The sequence below is a fragment of the Streptomyces sp. NPDC033177 genome, assembly GCF_055577715.1.
Genome location: NZ_JBVIPS010000006.1, coordinates 112,382 through 133,356 on the forward strand (window position 1 = coordinate 112,382; position 20,975 = coordinate 133,356).

At 70.4% G+C, this 20,975-nt stretch carries 14 protein-coding genes; 2 read left to right on the top strand and 12 right to left on the bottom strand.

Going from position 1 to position 20,975, the window contains the following annotated elements:
• Positions 1-174: 174 nt before the first annotated feature.
• From ACZ5U5_RS21540 to ACZ5U5_RS21565, 6 genes are all read right to left on the bottom strand, one after another.
• A complete protein-coding gene (locus ACZ5U5_RS21540; RefSeq protein WP_469024001.1) occupies positions 175-1,479 on the bottom strand; it encodes a cytochrome P450 family protein in 1,305 nt (434 codons plus the stop codon).
• A 191-nt stretch (positions 1,480-1,670) separates the two neighbouring features.
• Positions 1,671-2,663: a nucleoside triphosphate pyrophosphohydrolase gene (locus tag ACZ5U5_RS21545; protein ID WP_469024003.1), complete on the bottom strand. Its 993-nt coding sequence runs from the start codon at positions 2,661-2,663 to the stop codon at positions 1,671-1,673.
• Between the two features lie 45 nt (positions 2,664-2,708).
• The gene (locus ACZ5U5_RS21550) at positions 2,709-3,374 is read right to left on the bottom strand and encodes a SurA N-terminal domain-containing protein (RefSeq protein WP_469024005.1); all 666 of its coding nucleotides are present in this window, start codon (positions 3,372-3,374) and stop codon (positions 2,709-2,711) included.
• 130 nt (positions 3,375-3,504) lie between these two features.
• On the bottom strand, positions 3,505-5,028 hold the full coding sequence (locus tag ACZ5U5_RS21555) for a protein kinase domain-containing protein (protein ID WP_469024974.1): 1,524 nt from the start codon (positions 5,026-5,028) through the stop codon (positions 3,505-3,507).
• Between the two features lie 50 nt (positions 5,029-5,078).
• Positions 5,079-5,642 carry a hypothetical protein gene (locus ACZ5U5_RS21560; protein WP_469024007.1) on the bottom strand — a complete coding sequence of 188 codons (564 nt, stop codon included), beginning with the start codon at positions 5,640-5,642 and terminating at the stop codon, positions 5,079-5,081.
• A gap of 194 nt (positions 5,643-5,836) precedes the next feature.
• Positions 5,837-7,975 carry an N-6 DNA methylase gene (locus ACZ5U5_RS21565; protein WP_469024011.1) on the bottom strand — a complete coding sequence of 713 codons (2,139 nt, stop codon included), beginning with the start codon at positions 7,973-7,975 and terminating at the stop codon, positions 5,837-5,839.
• 234 nt (positions 7,976-8,209) lie between these two features.
• On the opposite strand from ACZ5U5_RS21565, the gene ACZ5U5_RS21570 reads away from it, so the two are divergent.
• Positions 8,210-9,004 carry a hypothetical protein gene (locus ACZ5U5_RS21570; protein ID WP_469024014.1) on the top strand — a complete coding sequence of 265 codons (795 nt, stop codon included), beginning with the start codon at positions 8,210-8,212 and terminating at the stop codon, positions 9,002-9,004.
• Between the two features lie 37 nt (positions 9,005-9,041).
• Here ACZ5U5_RS21570 and ACZ5U5_RS21575 read toward each other — a convergent pair whose 3' ends face one another.
• The 3 genes from ACZ5U5_RS21575 to ACZ5U5_RS21585 all read right to left on the bottom strand — a co-directional run bounded on the left by ACZ5U5_RS21575 (position 9,042) and on the right by ACZ5U5_RS21585 (position 11,385).
• Positions 9,042-9,785: an N-acetyltransferase gene (locus ACZ5U5_RS21575; protein ID WP_469024016.1), complete on the bottom strand. Its 744-nt coding sequence runs from the start codon at positions 9,783-9,785 to the stop codon at positions 9,042-9,044.
• Positions 9,786-9,847: 62 nt separating this feature from the next.
• The gene (locus ACZ5U5_RS21580) at positions 9,848-10,573 is read right to left on the bottom strand and encodes an HNH endonuclease family protein (protein ID WP_469024018.1); all 726 of its coding nucleotides are present in this window, start codon (positions 10,571-10,573) and stop codon (positions 9,848-9,850) included.
• Positions 10,570-11,385, bottom strand: coding sequence for an MOSC domain-containing protein (locus ACZ5U5_RS21585; RefSeq protein ID WP_469024021.1), 816 nt, complete (start codon positions 11,383-11,385; stop codon positions 10,570-10,572). The genes ACZ5U5_RS21580 and ACZ5U5_RS21585 overlap by 4 nt, the downstream gene beginning before the upstream one ends.
• 80 nt (positions 11,386-11,465) lie before the next feature.
• Here ACZ5U5_RS21585 and ACZ5U5_RS21590 point away from each other — a divergent pair, with 80 nt between their 5' ends.
• Complete coding sequence (locus ACZ5U5_RS21590; RefSeq protein WP_469024023.1) at positions 11,466-11,888, top strand: nuclear transport factor 2 family protein; 423 nt, start codon at positions 11,466-11,468, stop codon at positions 11,886-11,888.
• Between the two features lie 194 nt (positions 11,889-12,082).
• Here the strand turns inward: ACZ5U5_RS21590 and mfd are convergent, their stop codons facing one another.
• The 3 genes from mfd to ACZ5U5_RS21605 form a co-directional block, all read right to left on the bottom strand.
• Positions 12,083-15,637: a transcription-repair coupling factor gene (gene mfd / locus ACZ5U5_RS21595; protein WP_469024025.1), complete on the bottom strand. Its 3,555-nt coding sequence runs from the start codon at positions 15,635-15,637 to the stop codon at positions 12,083-12,085.
• Positions 15,638-15,791: 154 nt separating this feature from the next.
• Positions 15,792-16,283, bottom strand: coding sequence for a hypothetical protein (locus ACZ5U5_RS21600; protein WP_469024028.1), 492 nt, complete (start codon positions 16,281-16,283; stop codon positions 15,792-15,794).
• Entirely contained in the window at positions 16,247-20,764 is a 4,518-nt protein-coding gene (locus ACZ5U5_RS21605; protein ID WP_469024031.1) for a DUF6531 domain-containing protein, read from the bottom strand. The genes ACZ5U5_RS21600 and ACZ5U5_RS21605 overlap by 37 nt, the downstream gene beginning before the upstream one ends.
• Between the last annotated feature and the right edge of the window lie 211 nt (positions 20,765-20,975).

Here is a 20,975-nt window from a genome sequence, read left to right on the forward strand (position 1 = left end):
GCGGTTGCCTTTCGCGTGACTGGAGCGACGACTGCGGCACGGGATGCCGAGTCGTCGGTGAACGTAGCGGCAGTCGAACGCTTGTCACAAGTCGATGCAGCGGAGATCACGTGAAAGTCACAGTCTTGACGACCCGTCAGCTAAACGTCGTTTCGGGGGCTTCTCATTCGCCAATTATTTGCTCTGCTGTGCGGGTGTGAACTCCACGGGAAGCGTGCGGAGTCCCCGCATGATGAGCCCGCCGCGCCACCTCAAATCACCAGGTTCCGCCGCAAGGCGCAGGTCAGGGAGGCGGCGCAGGAGGGTCGCGAGGGCGGCCTGTCCTTCGAGCCTGGCCAGCGGTGCGCCGAGACAGTAATGAATGCCATGGCCGTAGCCGAGGTGTTGGTTGTCGCGGCGGGAGAGGTCGAGCGTGTCCGGCCGGTCGAATCGCGCGGGGTCGCGATCGGCGGCGGCGAGGACCACGAGGACGGGGTCGCCGGCGGCGATGTCCTCCCCGCCGACGGTCAGCGGCTCGGTGGCGTACCGCCAGGTGGCGAGTTCGACGGGACCGTCGAAGCGGAGGAGTTCCTCGAGCCCCGTCTCCAGGAGCCCGGTGTCGCCGTCCTTGAGGGAGTCCTGAAGCCGCTCGCGCTGCTCGGGGTGGGTGAGGAGGGCGTACGTGCCGTTGCCGATGAGGTTGACGGTGGTCTCGAAGCCGGCGAAAAGAAGGATGAACGCCATCGCGGCGGCCTCGTTCTCGGTGAGGTGCTCGCCGTGGTCGGAGGCGCGGATGAGCCCGGAGATGAGGTCGTCGCCGGGTTCCAGGCGCTTGCGGTGGATCAGCTCGGCGAGATAGCCGCGCATCTTCTTCACGGACCGCGCGACCCCGCCCCTTGGCCCTCCCCCGTGGCGGATCATCATCCCCGCCCAGTCGCGGAAGTCGTCCTGGTCCTCGCGGGGCACGCCGAGCAGGTCGCAGATCGCGTAGATGGGGAGCGGGAAGGCGAAGTCGTGGATGAGGTCGGCCTCCCCCTTCTCCACGAACTGGTCGATGAGGTGGTCGGTCAGTTCCTGCACGCGGGGCGCGAACTCGGCGATACGGCGGGGCGTGAACGCCTTGGAGACGAGGCGGCGCAGGCGGGTGTGGTCCGGCGGGTCGATGTTGAGCAGATGCGTCATGAGGTTGGCGCTGCGCTCGCCCGGGATACCGGTCTTGCCCTTCGCGTGCGCGGGCACGCCGTGATGGGCCGGGTTCTTGCTGAGCCGCTGGTCGGCGAGGGCCTGCTTGGCATCGGCGTACCGGGTGACCAGCCACGCCTCCACACCACTGGGCAACCGCGTCCTGCGCACGGGCGCGTGCTCGCGGAGCCAGGCGTAGGCGGGGTAGGGGTCGGTGGCGAACTCCCAGGTGAAGAGCTCTGGTGCGACTGGCCCCTGGGCCTCGGACACGTGGACCCCTGCGGGGCAGGCTGCGGGGGCCGGCGGCTGGTCTTGCATGGGACGACGTTATCCGCCGCCACCCTCACCGGCTCCGCCGAGTTCGTCCTCAGTCGCCGGACGGGCTGACAGATGTCAGCCCGTCCGGCGACTGAGGACATCTTGTACGGGGGTCCAGGGGGTGGAGCCCCACGGTTTCGGGAAGGGGCGGGATTGGGGAAAGCCCCGCAGGGACCGCTTGGGCCAGTGGCTCAGGCGCCGGGCGGGGTGAGATTCGCTTCCGCCGACAGGACCGCGTCCCGGTAGGCCCGAGCCGCCGCTCTCAGGGCCGCCTCCGGGTCCACGCCCTCCGCCTCCGCGCGCAGGGCCAGCGTCAGGAGTTCGTAGCCGATGCCCTCGCCCGTCAGGGTCGGCACCTCAAGGCCCGCCGTCCGTACCCGGGACGCCAGTTTCGCCGCGAGGGCCAGGCCCGGCTGACCGAGGGGGATTCCCTCCGTGACCGATGAGCGCTGCTTCTCCTCCGCCTTCGTGCGGAGCCAGTGCGCCTTGACGTCCTCGGGGGTGTCCGCCGAGTCGTCGCCGAATACGTGCGGGTGGCGGTGGATGAGCTTCTCGACGATCGTGCCCGCCACGTCGTCGACGGAGAAGGGGGACTCCTCGTCCTCCTCCGCGATGCGGGAGTGGAAGACCACCTGGAGCAGGACGTCGCCCAGCTCCTCGCGCAGCTCGTCCCTGTCACCCTCCTCGATCGCCTCGACCAGTTCGTACGCCTCCTCGATCGCGTACTTCGCCAGGCCCTTGTGCGTCTGCTGGGACGACCACGGGCACTCGACCCGGATCTGGTCCATGACCTGGACGAGGTCGAGGAGGCGCGCGCCCGGCAGGTCGTACGACGCCGGGAGCAGTTCGAGGTCGGGCATCGCGACACGGCCCGAGCCCGCGAGCCTCGCGAGGCCGTCCGTCAGGGCGCTGTCGCCCTCGGCCGTGGCGACGACGAGGACCGTGCGGCCGCCGGCGCAGGCGTCCACCAGCTCCTGGGCCGTGGGCGAGGTCTGCTCCACGCGGACGCCCGCCTCACGCAGGTACGGCAGTTGGGGGTGCGTGGCGTCGGCGCACAGGACCTCGTCGGCCCCGTGCAGGGCCTGCCACGCGGGCCAGGACAGCAGACCGGGGGCCACGCGGTGGCTGGTGGTGAGGAGGATGACGCGGCCGGGGGCGTCGGCCGGGGGCGTGGTTGCGTTCACCCGTCGAACGTAACCCACGCCGCCGACGGCCCCCGACCGGCGTCCTTACGCCTGCTTGGGGGCCGCGGCGCCGTCCCCGGACACCTCGCGCACCCACGGCGTCTTGCTGTCGGCCCGCTTGCTCTTCTCCACGTCCCACGTGCCGTAGCGCGGGTTCAGGTCCACGTCCAGCCTCTTGGAGGCCTTGGAGAGCTCCTTCCAGAAGATCGCCTGGCCCTCCGGGGCGTTCATGTCCACGCCCAGTTTCCTGGCGAGCTTCTGGGCCTCGATCTCCGTGCGGAGGCTGTTCTCCAGCTGGGACGGGGCGACGCTGTACTGCTGGAGCCAGCCCTGTTCGAGCTGCTTCTTGCCGCCCGCCTGCTGCTCGAGGCCCGCTTTCATCGTCTGGATGTCGCGGCGTGACACGTCCACCCCGGCGTCGACGGCCGCGCGGTGCAGCACCTTGTCGAGGACCATCGTGTGCAGCGTGCTGCGGGTGAGGCCGCCGGACTTGGCGATGGCCTGCTCGTACTGCTGCTCGTCCGGGATGGCGGCGCGCTGCGCGGCGCGCACCTCGTTCACCCGGCCCTCCAGCTGCGAGACCGTGATCCGGTCGTTGCCCACGACGGCCGCGGCACCCGGATGGGCCTCGGCGCCGCAGGCGGTCAGGAGGGGGGCCGCGGCGATGGCCGCGGTGGAGAGGGTGAGCGCGGTGCGACGGCGGCGGTGCAAGTGAGCCTCCCGGTCGAGAGATTGTGCGGCGGTGCACAAAGTCTTGCGGTGATCGATGTTAGGCAGTGGCCGGTGTCTCGGCCACCCATTCGACCAACGATTCGAGGCAAGTTGGGGTACGTTCCCGCGTTCAGCCCCGCACCTGGCCCAGCCACTGCAACGTACGCCGGATCTCCGCCGGGAAGGGGTGGCCCACCCCGTGCATGCGCTCGGCGTCCATGAGCAGCCGTGCCAGCGTGTCGTGGGCCGCCGCGCGGTCGCCGAGGGCGAGGAGCAGGTGGCCGATGCGGCGGCGGATGTCGAGAGGGCGTTCGCGGTCGTCGGAGGCGTAGCGGTTCTCGTAGTAAGGGAGGAGCGCCCTGTACTCCGCGAGGGCCGCCGCCGGTTCGCCCAGTTGCTCCAGGCACTGCGCCGCCTCGTAGCGGAACTGGAGGGAGTGGGGGTCGGCCTGGCCGGATTCGGCGGCGCGCTCGTCGGCGAGGCGGCGCAGTTCGGGCAGGGCGCGGCGGTACTGGCCGTCGTCCATGAGGGTCGCCGCGTACTGCTTGCGCAGGGAGCGGACCACCGGGGAGTGCTCGCCGTGCTTGGCGGCGGCCGCGGGCAGGATCGAGCCGAGGATGTCCACGGCCTGGGTGATGCGGCCCTCGCCGAGGAGCCGCTTGACCTCGTCGACCGCGTGCACGACGTCGGTGTGGCTGCCGGGGGTCTGCCGGTGGTCGGTCCGGTCCGGCTGGATGGCGGGGGCGGGCGCCGGTGTCGTCGCGCGGTCGGGCCACGGGGCGTGCGGGCGCAGGAAGGGGCGGGTGGGGTCGAGCGGGCCGCCGGTCGGTATGCCGCGCGCGGGGAGCAGCGGGACCAGTTCCTCGTAGACCTCCTGGGCGCTGGCGTGCCGGTGCTGGGGGTCCTTGGCGAGGAGCCGGAGCACCAGGGCTTCGAGTGCCTCGGGGACCTCGGCTCGCAGGCGGCGGACCGGGAGCGGCGGTTCGTAGAGGTGGCGGTGCAGGACGCCGAGGGCGGTGGAACCGGAGAACGGCACGTCTCCGCTGAGGAGTTCGTGGAGAAGGACACCCAGGGCGTACAGGTCGGTGTACGGGCCTACCGCGCCGCCCATCGCCTGCTCGGGGGCCATGTACGCGGGGCTGCCGATGGGCGAACCGGTGTGCGTGAGGCGGGTGGTGTCGGTGTCCATGACCGAGGCGATGCCCAGGTCGAGGATGCTGATCGTGCCGTCCTGCTTGACCATCACGTTCCGCGGCTTGAGGTCGCGGTGCACGATCGGCACGGCGTGCACCGCGGAGAGCACGGCGCACAGCTGCGCGGCGATGGCGACGGCCCACTGCCACGGGTAGGGGTCGTGCTCGGCGAGGTGGTCGCCGAGGTCCGCCCCGTCCACGTACTGCATGACGAGGTAGAGGTCCTCGCCCTCCGTGCCCGCGTCGTGGACGGTGACGAGGCCCGGGTGGTCGACCTGCGCCGTGACGCGGCACTCGCGCACGAAGCGGCGGCGCAGCTCGTCGGCCTCGGCGCCCGCGACGCGGTCGGGGCGCAGGAGCTTGACCGCGACCCGGCGGTCGAGGCGTTGGTCGTACGCCGTCCAGACCTGGCCCATGCCGCCCTGGCCGATGAGCGTGGAGAGTTCGTAGCGCCCTGCGATGACACGGCCGCCGCGGCCGCCCGCCCCCGGTGACGTCCCCGATGACACGTTCAGTTGCCGCCTTCCTGCTTGCGCAGGTAGTCACTGAGCTCGTCGAGCTCGGCCTGTACTTGGTGGATGCGGGCCGGTGCGGGGCGCGTGGGCGGGGGCGGCGTCTGCTGGACCGGCGGCTGGTGCAATTGGGTGGGCTGGAGGTGGACGGGGGCGGGACCCTGCTGCTGCGGGTAGCCGTACGCGGGCTGCGGTCCCGCGTAGCCCGGGTACTGCTGGCGGTAACGGCTGAAGTGCCTGATGTCCGCGAACAAGTAGTAGGCGACGGCGGCGAGGAGCGTGGTCAGGAGGATGATCATGCCCGCGTTGCCCGGTCCCTGGAACTCCTCGTCGCCCGGGTCGATGCCGACGAGCACGAGGGCCGTCACGTCGAGCGCGGTCACGAGACCGAAGAGCACCCAGTCGTACGACTTGCGGGTCACGATCGCGAGGCGCAGCATCGGCGCCCAGGCGAGCAGGCCGCAGGTCACGACGGCGAGGACCACGAACAGCACGCGCAGCGTCACATGGGTGCCGCCGGAGTTCGGCGGCGGTTGCTGCGGCGCATAGCCGTGGCCGTGCATGGCTGCTCCTGGTGCCTGATGCGGCCGTACGTTCCCGCGGGGGCACGCACGGCCGAAAGTCGAAATACGAACTGATGCTGATTCGAGCGTATAGGCCGACACGTGGAAGCGGCCCGGGGTTGTACCGAACCGTTGCGGTACTGGTCACGTCCTGATCGCGGACCGATCCCGCGCCCGGCCGGAACCCGGTCGGCTCATTCCGGCGGAAGCGTGCCGTCCGTCAGTCCGTCGTGCAGACCCCGCACCAACTGCTCGCCCAGCCTGCCCGTCAGACGCAGGGCGTCCTCGAAGGCGGCGAGTGCGCGAAACCGCTCGCCGTAGCCGCGCTGTCCCTCCAGCGGCAGGCGCGGCAGCCGCAGTCGGCGGACGTCGAGCCGGGCCGCGGTGGAGGCGTAGCTGCTCGCCTGGCGGTTGTTGGCGGTGCCGCGCAGGAAGCCGGCGAGGAACCACGGGTCGAGGGCGGCGGGGTCGGGGCGCAGGAGGGTGAGCCCACGGCCGAGCGCGGCGCCCGCGGTGCTCTCGTCGATGACGCGGGCCGCGGTGCCGCCGCCGGAGACGGGGATGACGACGTCACCGGGGCGGGTCACCACGGGACTCTCCTGTGCCGGATCGGCCCCCGGATCGGACGATGGGTCGAGCGTGCCGGAGGGCTCCGTCCCGGCCAGCACGTCGTGCTCGGTGAGGACGCGTGTGACGCCGGGGGCCGCAGCCCCGGGCCCCGCCCCCGTCCCCGTCCCCGTCCCCGTCCCCGTACGCAGCAACAGGGCGCCCGCGCGGGCCAGTTCGCCCACGGTGGTCACCGGCCAGCGTTCCGCGTCGCCCGGCTTCGCGGGCGGCGGCATGAGATCCCCGGTGCGCCGCACGGCTTCGCCGAGCCGCTCGCGGACGGCTGCCAGCTCCTCGGCCCCGCCACCCGTGGCCGGTGGCGGCAGACGGCGGGCCGGGGCCAGATCGACCTCGTCGTCGAGGAGTTCGAGCACCGGCACACAGCGGGCGAGCCCGGGGCGTTCGTCGACCGTGCCGTGCCGGTCGAAGCTCCGCCAGACGTCGACGACGGCGTCCTGCACCGGACGCCATGCCTGCCGGTCCCTGCCGTCGGCGGCGGAGAGCCCCGCCGTCTCGACGAGGAGCAGCTCGGGCGGGGTCTTCGCGCCGGGCGTCGGCCTCTTCAGGACCCAGACGTGCAGCGGGATGTTGTACGGGGGTGCGGCGCCCGCGGGCAGCGCGATCACGGCGCGCAGGGCGCCGCGGCGCAGGAGGTCGGCGCGCACCCGGCGCCCGGAGCGGCGGGACGCGGCGGCGGGCGGCATCAGGAGGACGGCGGTGCCGCCGTCCCGGAGGCGGGCCAACGCGTGCTGGACCCAGGCGAGTTCGGACTCCGTACGGGCCGGGAAGCCGTACTCCCAGCGGGGGTCGTAGGCGAGTTCGTCGTGCCCCCAGTTGCGTTCGTTGAACGGCGGGTGGCAGAGCACGGCGTCGGCCCGCTCCTCGCCGAAGGCGTCCGCGCGCAGGGTGTCGGCGGTCGCGGCGCGCACGGTGGCGTCGGAGTGCAGGGCGAGGCGCAGCGCGGCGAGGGCGGCGAGTTCGGGGGCGCTGTCCTGGCCGTGGAGGCGCTGGTCGGGGCGGGGGGCGACGGCTCGCAGCAGGGCGCCGGTTCCGCAGGCGGGGTCGAGCACGGTCGGGGCGGGGCCCGCGAGCGCGGCCATCAGGTCGGCGGGACCGGCCGGAGTGAGCGTGTACTGCCGGGGGTTGGCGTCGATGTACCGCCCGATCAGGAACTCGTACGTCTGCCGGGCCCCCAGCTCGGAGGCGAGCTCGGCCGCGCCGCGCAGCAGCGGGACGGAGGGCAGGAGTTGTCCGGCGTCCGGGACGCGCACCGCCGCTCGATGCGGGCCGGCTCCGTCGGCCGGGGGTCGGCCGAACCGCGGGGTGACGACCTGGTCGATGGCCGCCGGGAGCAGGCGCGCCATCCGCTCGTCCGACACCGCGCTCACCTTGAGCCAGTCCGGGTGGCGGTCGTGCACGAGGAGCAGCGCGCAGCCCGCGTGGAGGAGTGCGGTGACGGGGCCCGCGGGGTGGCCCGCGAGGTGCTGCCAGACGCGTTCCTTCAGCGGCACCTCACCGAGCGCGCCCAGCTTGCCCTGCACGCGCAGCCACTCCTCGACCTCCGCGAGCGCGAAGGAGGGGCTGGTCTCGGTGCCTCCGACGGGCCTGGGGAAGTCGGGGTGGCGGCGGCGCCAGTTGCTGACGGCCGCCCGGCCGACACCGGCGAGCCGGGCGATCCCGGCGGCGGTCACCTCTGTCGCGCTGTCCCGCGCCGATTTGTCCCGCACCGACTGGCTCCTCTCGGTCCCGCTGGCCGCGCCGTGCACGGCCCTGGCGCGGCGCTGTGGCGCCGAGCATACCCACCGCATGCCGCACGCCCGCATTCACGGGCGTCAACCGACTATCCATGTGAACTCGTGTTGACTCGGTTCACAAGCTCTGCTGAGATGGTGACAGCGGGCAGCACCTCAAGCTCCACGCGCTCCGAGCTCTAAGTTCCAAGTTCCTGTGGGGGGATCTTCATGCGTCGTACCACTCTTGCCGCTGTATGCCTGGCCACCGCCGCGGCCGTCGGCCTCACGGCCTGCGGCACCGACACAGGCGGCTCCAAGAAGAGCGAGGGGAAGGTGACGGAGGCCAACAAGGAAGCCAACGAGGAGACCAAGAAGGAAACCGGCCCCTTCCCCGGCATGTCCGGGCCGGACATCGTCGACAAGGCCGTGCAGGCGACGACCGACGCCTCGTCCCTGAAGGTGAAGGGCAGCGTCCCCGACGAGACCGGCACCATCGAACTGGACATGGCCTTCGACACCAAGGGCCAGTGCGCGGGCACGATGGGCATGGGCGGGGAGGGTTCGCTCGACCTGATCACGACCGCGCGCACGGTCTACATGAAGTACGACGAGGAGTTCCTGCGCGCCCAGGGCAAGGGCCAGCCCGCGGCCGAGACCGAGGCCGCCGTGGACATGCTCGCGGGTCGGTGGGTGAAGACCTCCGCGACCGGCGCCGACGCGAAGGACATCGCCTCGTTCTGCGATCTGGACGTGCTGCTCGCCGAGTTCAAGGACGTCAACTCCGCCGCGCGCAGGGGCAAGGCGACCACGGTCGACGGCACGCCCGCCCTCACGCTCACCGAGAGCGACGGCGCCGACCGGTACACCCTCTACGTCGCCACGGAGGGCAAGCCGTACCTGCTGAAGGTCGTGAACGAGACCGCCAGGACGCCGGAGAGCCTGGCGTTCAGCGAGTTCGACGAGCCGGTCGACGCGACACCGCCCGCCGGCGACGTCATGGACATCGACAAGCTCGCGGGCTGACCCGCCCGTCCGACGCCGGCCGCGGTGCGGCCCGAGCTCACAGCACGTGCCGCACCCACACGTTCGGCTCCACGTACACCGCGTACCCGCGTTCCGGCTCGCAGAGCACCGGCACCAGCGCGCCCGGCACCTCGACGGGGCCGGCGGTGTCGAACGGCAGCCCGGTCCAAGACCGCCACTGCGCGAGCGAGCCGGACACCGTCATCGACGCGTGCGCCACCTTCTCGATGGTGCCGCCCGCCCGCACGTGCACCCGCAGCCACGGGTCGGCGGGCAGCCCGTCGTCCCGCTTGCGGACCGCGTACGAGTCGATCAGCGCGGCCGGTTCGAGGTGCTTGGCGTTCGGGCGGACCGGGGCCACGACCTGCGCGAAGCCACGCGCGCGGGCGTTCTCGCGCATCGCGGCGAGCATCCGCCCGGAGACGCCCTGCCCGAGGTACTCCGTCGCCACGGTGATCTCGATCGCGCTCACTGTGTCCGGCTTCCTGCCGTGCCGCAGGTCCGAGAACGCCCAGAGCATGACCTGGTCCCAGCCGCCGTCCGGCAGTTCCCCGCGCCCGGCGGCGTCCAGCGCGAACGGCACGCTGAACGCCTTGGCCGCGACCGCGCCCCGCTCGTCCGTGGCGACCAGGACGTACTCGGGCAAGTCCTTGACGATCCGCCCGATCATCGACCACGCGATGGGGTCGTTGCCGATGAACTCCGGCCAGGTGTCGTCCATCGCCCAGAGCGGCCCGGCGAGTTCGGGGCGCTCGGCCAGCGTCGTGATCTTCAGGTCCATGCCGCGGACGCTAGCGGGCGCGGGCCCGCCTGTTAAGTCGTTTTCCGCGCCCGCGCAATCGCTCAGCGCGCGTGGAACCGTCCGGGTGCGGCTGTCGGTCCTTCGCCCACCGGCAGCTTCTCCCGCGGACAGCCTGACAGGACCCGCTTCATCGCGTCCCGTTCGGCGCCCGTCACCCACACCTCGTACTTCTTCTTTACCGCCACCTGCCGCGCCACATAGGCACACCGGTAGCCCTTGTCCGGCGGCAGCCACGTGGCCGTGTCGCCGTCCCCCTTGCCGCGGTTGGGGCCCGCGTCGACCGCCAGGAGGTTGAGCGGGTCGTTGGCGAAGGCGATGCGCTTGCTCGGCTCCCACGTGCCCGCGCCCTTCTGCCAGGCGTCCGAGAGGGCGACGAGATGGTCTATGTCGACCTGGCTGCGACCGCGCACGAACGTGACGTCCTTACCGGTGTACGGGTCGGGTGAAAGCTCACCGGAGACGACCTCGCAGTCGCCGTCGCGGTACTTCACGTTCTCCAGGTCGCGTTTGAGGATGTCGTCGCGGGTCCCGCAGCTGTTGGAGTCCGTGTCGGCCCAGGGGCTGCCGAAGCGGTCGCGGTCGTAACCCGTCCTGGGTGCGCGGCCCTTGACGGTGAGCGTGTCCACCGCGGCGAGCGCGGGGCCCGCCTCGGTGCCGGGCCCGGAGGAGCCGCCGGGTTCCTCCTCCAGGGAGCAGCCGGTGACCGTTCCCGTGACGGCGAGCGCGAGCAGCAGCGCGGCCCGGACTCCCTTGCCGGGAGCGCTCACCGGACGGTCACCTCCGCGCCGAGTGCGAGCGTGCCGGGCGTCACGACGTCCGCGTACACACCGATGCACATGCCGCGCGAGGCGGTGAGCGTCTTGAGGATGCGGTTGTCGGCCGGGAGGCCGCGCTGGGCCTGGGTGGTCATGACGCAGCGCTCGATGCGCTTGACGACGCGCAGCCGCAGGTCGCCGTCGAAGGCGATCTCGCGTCCCACCCAGTCCTCCTCGACCCATGGCTCGTCGGTGCCGACCACGATGTTCTTGCGCAGCCTGCGCACGTCGACGGGGTCGGAGTCACCGAGCAGCTCGCCGAGCGCGCGCAGCGACGCGGTGCCGACGAGGGAGACGGCGCCCGCGTCCTGATGGCTCACCTCGCCCTCGCGCGCCAACTCCACTCCCGCGCCGAAGAGTTCACCGATCCGCGGATCGCCGGGCCGCAAGGTCTCGCCGTCCGGGGTGGTGACGACAGGGTCGTCGCCGTCGCCCTCGTACGCGGCGGCGTACTCCAGCATCCCGGGCGTCCGCCGGAACCGGCGGCTGTTCTTGCCGCTCCCCAGCTTCCCGTCCTCGTGCCGCAGGGCCCACAGCCGGTCACCGGCCACGCCCCGCTCGTCGATGACGAGCCGCTCGCACTCCTCCGCCAGCATCGACTTCACCGGAAAACAGCCGAGCCCCACAACGACCCCAAGCCCCACGGCACTTCCCCTCCCCTGGCCCACGCGCTCGCGCCTCTCACCGCCACCGTACCGAGTGACTGGTTTAGACCATAACGTCCCGGCCGGGCGGAGAGGCGGAAGGGCATCGTCGTGCGGCATTACCTCCGGCGTAATCGACCCCTGCGCAACCTCGCGGAAGTATCTGCCGTACCGCAGGGAAGCCGACCGAGGAGCAGCAGATGACCGTCACACCCTCCACCGAGGACGCCACCCGCGCCGCCGTCCAGACCTTCCTCCAGTGCAGGCTGACGGGCGACGCCGAGGGTCTCACCGCGCTCTTCGGCGACGACGTCGACTGGATGCTCGCCGAGAACCCGGGCGTGCCGTGGATCCGGCCGCGGTCCACCGCCGCCGAGTGCGCCGCCCAGTCCGCCGAACTCGCCGCGCACACGGTGCCGGAGAAGGCCGGTGCCACGGTCGACACCCTGCTGGTCGACGGCACCGACGCCGTGATCTTCGGACGGCTGTGGGGCACCGTGCGCGACACCGGCAAGTCCTTCGAGGGCCCCTTCGCCCTGCGCCTGACCGTCGAGGACGGCCGGGTCACGCGGCACCACCTCTACGAGAACAGCCGCTCGATCGCCGACGCCTGCGCCCCCTGAGACCCAGGTTTTACGGGTGCGCTGTCCCTACTTGGCGCGCGTGAGGTTCAGCGTCGCCTCCAGGAGGCGCTCCAGGTCGGCCGCGGAGTCCGCGTCCGCCGCCGAATCCTCCTTGCCGTCCCCCATCACCAGGTACCGCTGCGAGAGGCTGTCGGGCGGTACAACCCGCTTGAAGAGCGCGGGGGCTTCGCCTCCTACGAACCCAGGATCGACGTCAAGAACTCCCCAACCCAGCCGAGCAGTTCACGCCCGACCAGCGGCTTCCCGCCGACCTTGGCCGTCTTCGGGCGGGGGACCAGGAGCTGGTGGGCGTTCGCCTTGATGACCGTTCCCGGGTAGAGGCGCTTGAGGCGCAGTTCCTGCGACTCCCGCAGTTCCGCAGGGACGAACCGGATGTTGTTGCCCTGCAGCACGATCTCGCCGACCCCGCACGCACGCGCCAGCATGCGCAGGCCCGCCACCAGGAGCAGGTTCTCCACGGGTTCCGGCAACTTGCCGTAGCGGTCGGTGAGTTCCTCGCGTACGGCCTTGACGTCCTCTTCGCTGCTCGCCGAGGCGATCGAGCGGTAGGCCGCCAGGCGCAGCCGCTCCCCGGGGGCGTAGTCGTGCGGGACGTGCGCGTCGACCGGCAGCTCGACCTTGACCTCCAGCGGCGGCTCCTCCTCCACGCCGCCCTCCAGGGACGCGCGGTAGTCGGCCACCGCCTCGCCGACCATGCGGACGTACAGGTCGAAGCCGACGCCCGCGATGTGGCCCGACTGTTCGCCGCCCAGGAGGTTGCCCGCGCCGCGGATCTCCAGGTCCTTCATCGCCACGTACATGCCCGCGCCCATCTCCGTGTGCTGGGCGATGGTGGCGAGGCGCTCGTGGGCGGTCTCCGTGAGGGGCTTCTCCGGCGGGTAGAGGAAGTAGGAGTAGCCGCGCTCGCGGCCACGGCCCACGCGCCCGCGCAGCTGGTGGAGCTGGGAGAGGCCGAAGTTGTCGCCGCGTTCGACGATGAGGGTGTTGGCGTTGGAGATGTCGATGCCCGACTCGACGATGGTCGTCGAGACGAGCACGTCGTACTTCTTCTCCCAGAAGTCCACCACCACTTGTTCCAGGGCCTGTTCGGACATCTGGCCGTGCGCGGTGGCGATGCGGGCCTCGGGGACGATGTCCCGCAGGCGGGCCGCCGCGCGGTCGATGGACTCGACGCGGTTGTGGATGTAGAAGACCTGGCCCTCGCGGAGGAGTTCGCGGCGGATGGCCGCGCCGATCTGCTTCTCCTCGTAGGGCCCGACGAAGGTCAGGACCGGGTGGCGCTCCTCGGGCGGCGTGGTGATCGTCGACATCTCGCGGATGCCGGTCACGGCCATCTCGAGCGTACGGGGAATGGGGGTGGCCGACATGGTCAGCACATCGACGTTGGCGCGGAGCTTCTTCAGCTGCTCCTTGTGCTCGACGCCGAAGCGCTGCTCCTCGTCGACGATGACCAGGCCGAGGTCCTTGAACTTCGTCTCGGAGGAGAAGAGGCGGTGCGTGCCGATGACGATGTCGACCGAGCCGTCGCGCAGACCCTCCAGGGTGGCCTTGGACTCGGTCTCCGTCTGGAAGCGGCTCAACGCCCGCACCTTCACCGGGAATTGGGAGTAACGCTCGCTGAACGTGCCGAAGTGCTGCTGCACGAGCAGCGTCGTCGGGACGAGGACCGCGACCTGCTTGCCGTCCTGCACTGCCTTGAAGGCGGCGCGGACCGCGATCTCCGTCTTGCCGTAGCCGACGTCGCCACAGATCAGGCGGTCCATCGGGACCGTCTTCTCCATGTCCTCCTTGACCTCGGCGATGGTGGTGAGCTGGTCGGGCGTCTCCACGTACGGGAAGGCGTCCTCCAGCTCGCGCTGCCAGGGGGTGTCGGGGGCGAAGGAGTGGCCGGGGGCCGCCATGCGGGCGCTGTAGAGCTTGATGAGGTCGGCGGCGATCTCCTTGACCGCCTTCTTCGCGCGCGCCTTCGTCTTCGTCCAGTCGGCGCCGCCCAGGCGGTGCAGCGTGGGGGCCTCGCCGCCGACGTACTTGGTGATCTGCTCCAGCTGGTCGGTGGGGATGTACAGCCGGTCGCCGGGCTGGCCGCGCTTGGCGGGGGCGTACTCCACGACCAGGTACTCGCGGGTGGCGCCCTGGACGGTGCGCTGCACCATCTCGATGTAGCGGCCGACGCCGTGCTGCTCGTGGACGATGTAGTCGCCGGCCTCCAGGGTCAGCGGGTCGATCGTCTTCCTGCGGCGTGCCGGCATCCGCTGGCCGTCCTTGCCGGCCGCCTTCTGGCCGGAGAGGTCGGTCTCGGTGAGGACGGCGAGCTTGAGCGCGGGGTCGATGAAGCCGTAGTCGATGGAGCCGCAGGAGACGTGCACCAGCGAGGGCGTGAGTTCGCCCAGCTCGCCGTCCAGGCGGGCCGCGATGCCCTCGCCGCCCAGGACCTCGACGGTGCGGGCGGCCGGGCCGTGGCCCTCGGTCACATAGACGGTGCGCCAGCCGTCGGCGAGCCAGCCCTTGGTGTCGGCGAGTGCCTTCGCGGTGTCGCCGCGGTAGGTCTCGGTGGCGTGCATGCCGAGCTTGAGGGTGTCGCCCGCCGCGTCAGCGGCAAATGTCGCGGTGAGATCCTCGTCGACGGCGAACGGGGAGACCGACCACCACATCATGCCGAGGTCGCTCGCGTGGTCGCGGACGTCCGCGATGCCCCACAGGGAGGCCGCGCCCACGTCGATCGGGGCCTCTCCGCCCCCGGCGGTCGCGGCCCAGCTGGCCTGCAGGAACTCCTGCGAGGTCGCCACCAGATCGGCGGCGCGGGTGCGCACGCGCTCGGGATCGCAGACCACGGCCATGCTCTGCTCCGGCATGACGTCGAGCAGCAGCTCCATGTCGTCGACCAGGACCGGCGCGAGGGACTCCATGCCCTCGACGGCGATGCCCTCGGCGATCTTGCCGAGCAGCTCACCCAGCTCGGGGTGCGCCTCCGCAAGCGCGGCGGCCCTCTCCCGTACGTCGTCGGTGAGGAGCAGCTCGCGGCAGGGCGGGGCCCACAGGCCGTGCTCGGCGACTTCCAGGGAGCGCTGGTCGGCGACCTTGAAGTAGCGGATCTCCTCGACGTCGTCGCCCCAGAACTCGACGCGGAGGGGATGCTCCTCGGTCGGCGGGAAGACGTCGAGGATGCCGCCGCGCACGGCGAACTCGCCGCGCTTCTCGACCAGCTCCACGCGGGAGTACGCGGCTGCCGCGAGGGCCTCGACGGTCTCGTTCAGATCCACGCTCTCGCCGGTGCGCAGGGCCACGGGCTCCAGGTCGCCCAGGCCCTTGACCTGCGGCTGGAGGACCGACCGCACGGGGGCGACGATGACGGAGACGGGGCCCGTCTCGGGGTCGTCGGGGCGCGGGTGGGCGAGGCGGCGCAGGACGGCGAGGCGGCGGCCGACCGTGTCGGAGCGGGGCGAGAGGCGCTCGTGCGGGAGGGTCTCCCAGGAGGGGTACTCGGCGACGCCGTCCGGCGGAATGATCGTGCGCAGGGCTGCCGCCAGATCCTCGGCCTCACGCCCTGTCGCGGTCACGGCGAGGACGGTGCGCCCGGTCTCGCGGGCGAGGGCCGCGATGGCGAAGGGGCGCGCGGCAGGCGGGCCGACCAGGTCCACGTGGGCGCGGTTGCCGTCGGCGGCGGCCTTGACCGCTTCGGCGAGTGCGGAGTCCTTGACGACAGCATCGAGCAGACCGTGCAGGCTCATGTGGGCTTTCGCTTTCCGTCCAGGTACGAGGGCGCGCGAGGGCAACGCGAACCGCCCGGCAACGTCATACGGGCCGGGGGATCTCCAGCGTACGACTACGCACTGACAGCCGCAGGACGTCGAGGCCGAGAGGCAAGATCAAGCCCGGGTGGCTTCAGCCCCATGTGGCAGTCAGGTCCGCACAGCGCACCCTGATCGTTGCGTCAGTCAGTTCGATCTCGTGCACGATGCCTTCCTCCGTCGGCAGGATTTCGTCCAGCAGCACCGTGATGGCTTCCATCCAGTCGATGGACGACTCGTAGTCGACCGAGAAATGCGTGACACCGGTGTACACGATGCGCAGCCCTGCGGCGTGCTTCCACTGATTCGGCCGGAAGGTGATCGCGGCTGTGCCGGTCCCGCCCCTCGTGGATGTGGGCAGGGAAACGTCCGCGAGTTCCAGGTCCTTGACGCACCGCTCGGCGGTGTAGTCGTAGTGTCCGGCGTCGGACGCGAACGCGAGAGCTCCTTCGGGAAGGGAACCTCGCAGCTCGGGAAGGACCGCAAGGTAATCACGCGCGTCGGTCCGGAACCCGCGGTACTCGGGGTCCCAATCAACCTTCACGTATTTCATCCGCATGATCCCTTCAGGCGAGGCCGCTTCCACTTGTCACCGGAAATGTCTTCGGTTCCACGAGGTCCGATCCGCCCGGTCCGGCGCATGAACTTTACTGCTTCGCCCTTGAGGCGGCTTTCCACGCTCTGCGGCACCTGCACATCGGAGCTCAAGCGGTGTTTGTCGAACCAACCGTTGCTTCCGTACAGGCCGACCTCACGACCGTTCTTGTCGTACACGTGCATTTCGAAGTCCGTGGCATGTCCGATGTCGAAGGTGTCCATCCGCCCCCGATATCCCTCGCTGAGGTTGATCGGATCCTTCGGGCCCCGGCGGGCGAGGCCCAGCGGATCCTGCCAGGTCAGTGGATTCGGTACGTAGCCGTGGTGATTGGGAGCCGGCTCGAGGCCGAGTGGATCGGCGGAGACATACCGGGCCGCTTCCGGGTCGTAGTGCCGCGCATAGTTGTAGTTCAGTCCGGATTCCGCGTCGTGGTACTGCCCGGGGAAACGCAGCGGGCATGCGACGGCACCTGTCTCCGCGTGCGGGAGCTCCACACCCCACAGGGTGGTGCGGGCCTGCCAGGCGATCTCGCCGCCTGTCGTGACGAGTTCCGTGGGGGTGCCCACGAAATCGGTGACGATGGCGTGGAACGTCGCATCGTGGTCGGCGTGGGCGCCATCGGTCTGGGCCAGAGGCCGGTGAGAACCGGGTTCGTAGTCCCAGGACGTCACCATGCCGTCCTCGGCGGCCCGCTCCGCGAGCAGACTGCCGTCCCACGCGAACGTGGTCTGTTCGGCCACCTCCCCGTCCGGAGTCAGTAGGTGCTTGGCGACACGACGCCCGAGAGGGTCGTACACGTAGCGCCAGACCGCACCGTCAGGAGTCTTCACGCCGGTGAGTCGGTCCTCGGCGTCCCAGGCATAGGTCCATGTCTTTCGCTGCCCGTTTAGAAGCCGGCGGCTGCGCCGGACCAGACGCCCCTGCGGGTCATGCTCATGTCGGGTGCGTCCCGACCTGTGCACGAGGGTCCCGGTCGCCTCCCAGGCGCTCGGGACGGCCACCGGCGGGGCACCGGCAGCGGTCGTCTCGTCGCCGCCGGACTCGGCGACGAGGGGCGTCTCACCGTGGGTGAGGTTGCCTGCGCTGTCGTATGCGTAACGCTCGCTCCAGCCGGCGCCGTGCAAACCTGTGACCCGGCCGACCGTATCCAGGGTGAATCGTCGACTGCACGTGTCCGACCCACGGACCTCGGTCAGGTGCCCATCGGGCCTGTAGCTGTACGAGCGGCGTCGCAGGACTCTGCCGGCCGCCTCGGTGTGCCTACTGATCGTCTGGTCGGCCAACCTTCCGGCGACGTCCCAGCTCTGTGTGAGCGCGACCCCGTCTCCGTACAGGCGACCCGTTTCGTATCCGACGGCATTGTGCCGGAACTCCATCTGAGTACCGGCCATGACCAATGAACTGGGCCGGTCAGCCGCGTCGTACTCCCACCTGGACTCTCTTCCGGAAGGAGTACTACGAGTCGTCCGCCTTCCGGCGAGATCGTAGGTGTACGACATCACTGCCCCATTGACGCTCTCCCGCACGACCTGGCCCTGTGCGTCATAGGCCAGCTCGACCTCCGCGTCCCGGTTGGCGGTGCGGATCAGCCGGCCATAGGCGTCGTAGGCGTAGGAGGTGACCTCGCCGTCATCCGCGCGTGCCACCACCGCCTGCCCGAAGACGTCCCGCTCGTACACCGTGGTCTCACCCGCGCCATTCGTACGGGAAGCGAGCCGGCCCGCCGCGTCATGGGTGTAGGCGAGGCAACGCTCGTTGAAGTCGCTCTCGGCGACGAGGCGCCCTGCTGCGTCAAACGTGTAACGCCAGGTGAGCTGTTGCGGGTTCACCACTGCCGTCAGCTGGAGCTCGGTGTCGTACGCGAAGGCGTGGACCGTGCCGTCCGGGTCCTGGCGGCTCGTCGGCAACGCGAAGTGTGTGTAGGCGTGATGTGTGGTGTGTCCAGCAGCATCGACATGCGCAAGTACGTTGCCCTCGCCGTCCCTCTCCCAGGACTCGACCGCTCCGTTCGCCTCTTCGCGCCGTGTGAGGAAACCTTCGACCGTCCACGTGAGGCCGGTGACCGCTCCGGACGCATCCATGACGGAACGGATACGTCCAAATGCGTTCCGCCTGACCTGGGTTGTCTGCCCCAGTGGGTCAGTCACCGAAAGCACCAGCCCGGCCGCATCGCACACGGCGTGCTGGGTCCTGCCGAGCGGGTCGGTGACGGTGAGTGGACGCCCGGCCTCGTCGTACCCGAAGTGTGTATCGGCGCCCGCCGGGTCGGTCACCGTGAGCCGGTTGCCACGATCGTCATAGGCGTGCGACCAGACCAGACCGTCCTGATCGGTGATGGTCAGCGCCTGATGAAGTTCGTTGAAGACCGCGGTGGTGGTATTGCCGTCCGGCTGCGTGACGCCGGACAGGTTCCCTGCCTCGTCGTATGTGTACCGAGTGGTGTGGCCGAGCGGGTCGGTCCGTGACAGGAGCCGGTCCCGGTCGTCCCACGCGCTGCGGGTGGTGTTCCCCAGCGGGTCGGTCTCGGCGGTGAGCTGCAATCGGTCGCTGTACTCGTAGCGGGTGGTGTGGCCGAGCGAATCGGTGTAGCGGGTGGTGTGGTTCTCGGGGTCGTAGCCGACGGTGCAGTCAAGGAAGCCCCCTGCGCCCTCACCCCTTGTGCAACGGTCCTGGTCGTCGTAAGTGAAGCGGTACCAGGAGCCGTTGCGGTCGGTCCAGGAAGTGATGCGGCCCCTCTCGTCATAGGAGAACTCGAAGGGCAGCCCGGAGGAGTTGTAGATCCCGCTCAGATTGCCGTCGTTGTCGTACCGGTAGCGCAGCAGGGTGGTCCTGCCGTCCGGACCTGCCGCGGGGTCGCGCAGACGCAATCCGTGCACACGGCCACCGTCGGTATCGACGTCGATGTGGTACCCGCCGGAGTGGCGTACGGCCTGGGGGATGCCGTCAGGGGATCGGTCGACGTCGATGCGGTGACCGTTGCGGTCGGAGATCGCGGCCAGGTGCATGGTGAAGGCCTCGTCGGCGGCAGCAGCCCTGCCGGCCGGCGCGAAGTGACGGGTGTGGCCGGTCGCCGGGTCGGTGATGCGGATAGGGGCGCCAGGGGCTCCGTTCCAGTCCAGTGGCCGGCACGGGCCTTCAAGGGGCATGACGGAAGCGCCGGGCTGGGGAACCGGATAGCTGAGGATCATGCCGTCCTCGGTCGCGAACAGGGCGCCGTCGTGATCGAGTTCGAGTCGCTCATCCAGCGTGGAAGCCCACGAAGGGCCGAACCAGCGGCCTGACGCGTAGGTCGACAGGTGTGTGCGCCGCAGGATCAGCGGCAGCAGGCCCGGCAGTTCGACGTCCGTCGCTTCCATGATCATCTCGCCGGAGACCATGTCGATGGGGTCGCCGTTCTTGCAGCGGCCCTTGGCGGGCTTGCTGGTGGCCGCGTCGTCGGCGCCGCGCCGCAGACCGTTCTTGAGGCCATTGCCCAGCCCCTTGAGCCCTGCCTTGAGACCCTTCATGCCCTTGGCGAGGCCGCGGAGGCTGGTGAGGGCCTTCATTCCGGGGATGCAGTCCAGGGCGGCGAAGGCGACGTCGAGCAGCCCTGCTTCCCCGTTGGCGTATTTGTTGAGGGTGTCGGCGAGGACGACGAGGGCGGCGATGAGGACGATGGCGCCGAGGATCGGGCCGCCGACGATCAGCGCGATGACGCCGAGCACGGCCACGACGACCTTGCAGACGGCGACGATGGTGTCCCAGTTGTCGGTGACCCAGTCGCCGACCTCTTCCCACCACTTGCGGTTCTGGATGCCCGCGTCGGAGGCCTCTTCGAGCTTCTTCTTCGCCGTCCCGGCCGCGTTCTCGCGCATCTTGCGGGCGTCCTCGGCCATCTTCTTCGCGGCATCGAGGTTGCTCTTGGCAGCGGAGACATCCGACTTGGCGGCCGTCTGGGCCTTCTCGGCGGAGTCGGCGTTGCGGGTGGCGGCCTTGACCTTGTCCGGGTCGGGTTTGGGGACGTCCTTGCCGGCCTTGGTACCGCCGTCGTCATCCTTGTACTTGTCGGCTTCCTTGCCCGCGCGGTCCATCCAGGAGTCTGCTGAGGTCAGCCGGGACTGAGCGGCGGAGAGGCTGGTCTGCGCCTCGCGGCCCTGGGCCAATGCCTTGTCGGCCAAAGCCTGGGAGCGTTCCAGCTCCGGCCAGTACGTCGACAGGGCGTCGCCGGCCATCTCGTAGCTCTTCTTGAGCTTCTTCAACTTGCCCGGCGCGTCCTCGAACTCCGCCGTGAACGACTCCGCCGTCTTGCCCGCCCAAGTGAGGATCGCGTCCTCACCCGCCATGCCCTTGATGTCACGAAGGACCTTCGAGACGTCGTCGGCGAAGTCGTGCAAGTTCTTCGCCAGATTCCGGACTCGGTCCGGATCACCGGGAGTTGGGTCCTTGTCCAAATCAAGGACATGCCAATCCGCCGGACGATTCCCCGCCATGCCGCAACCCCCGCCGCTTCCGCCCCACAAGTACCCGTACGCACATGCGAAGGTAACGGATGTGACATCCGCCGCGTGCACGATGGTTCCCGAGCCGACGTCCAGTAACGGCATGACAGCACCGCGGCGCCTCGTCGGAAGTGGTGGTGGCCGGCCCGGCGAGCCTGCCACCACACTGCCGACGAGGCGCCGCGGCCCCGTCTCCCGCACC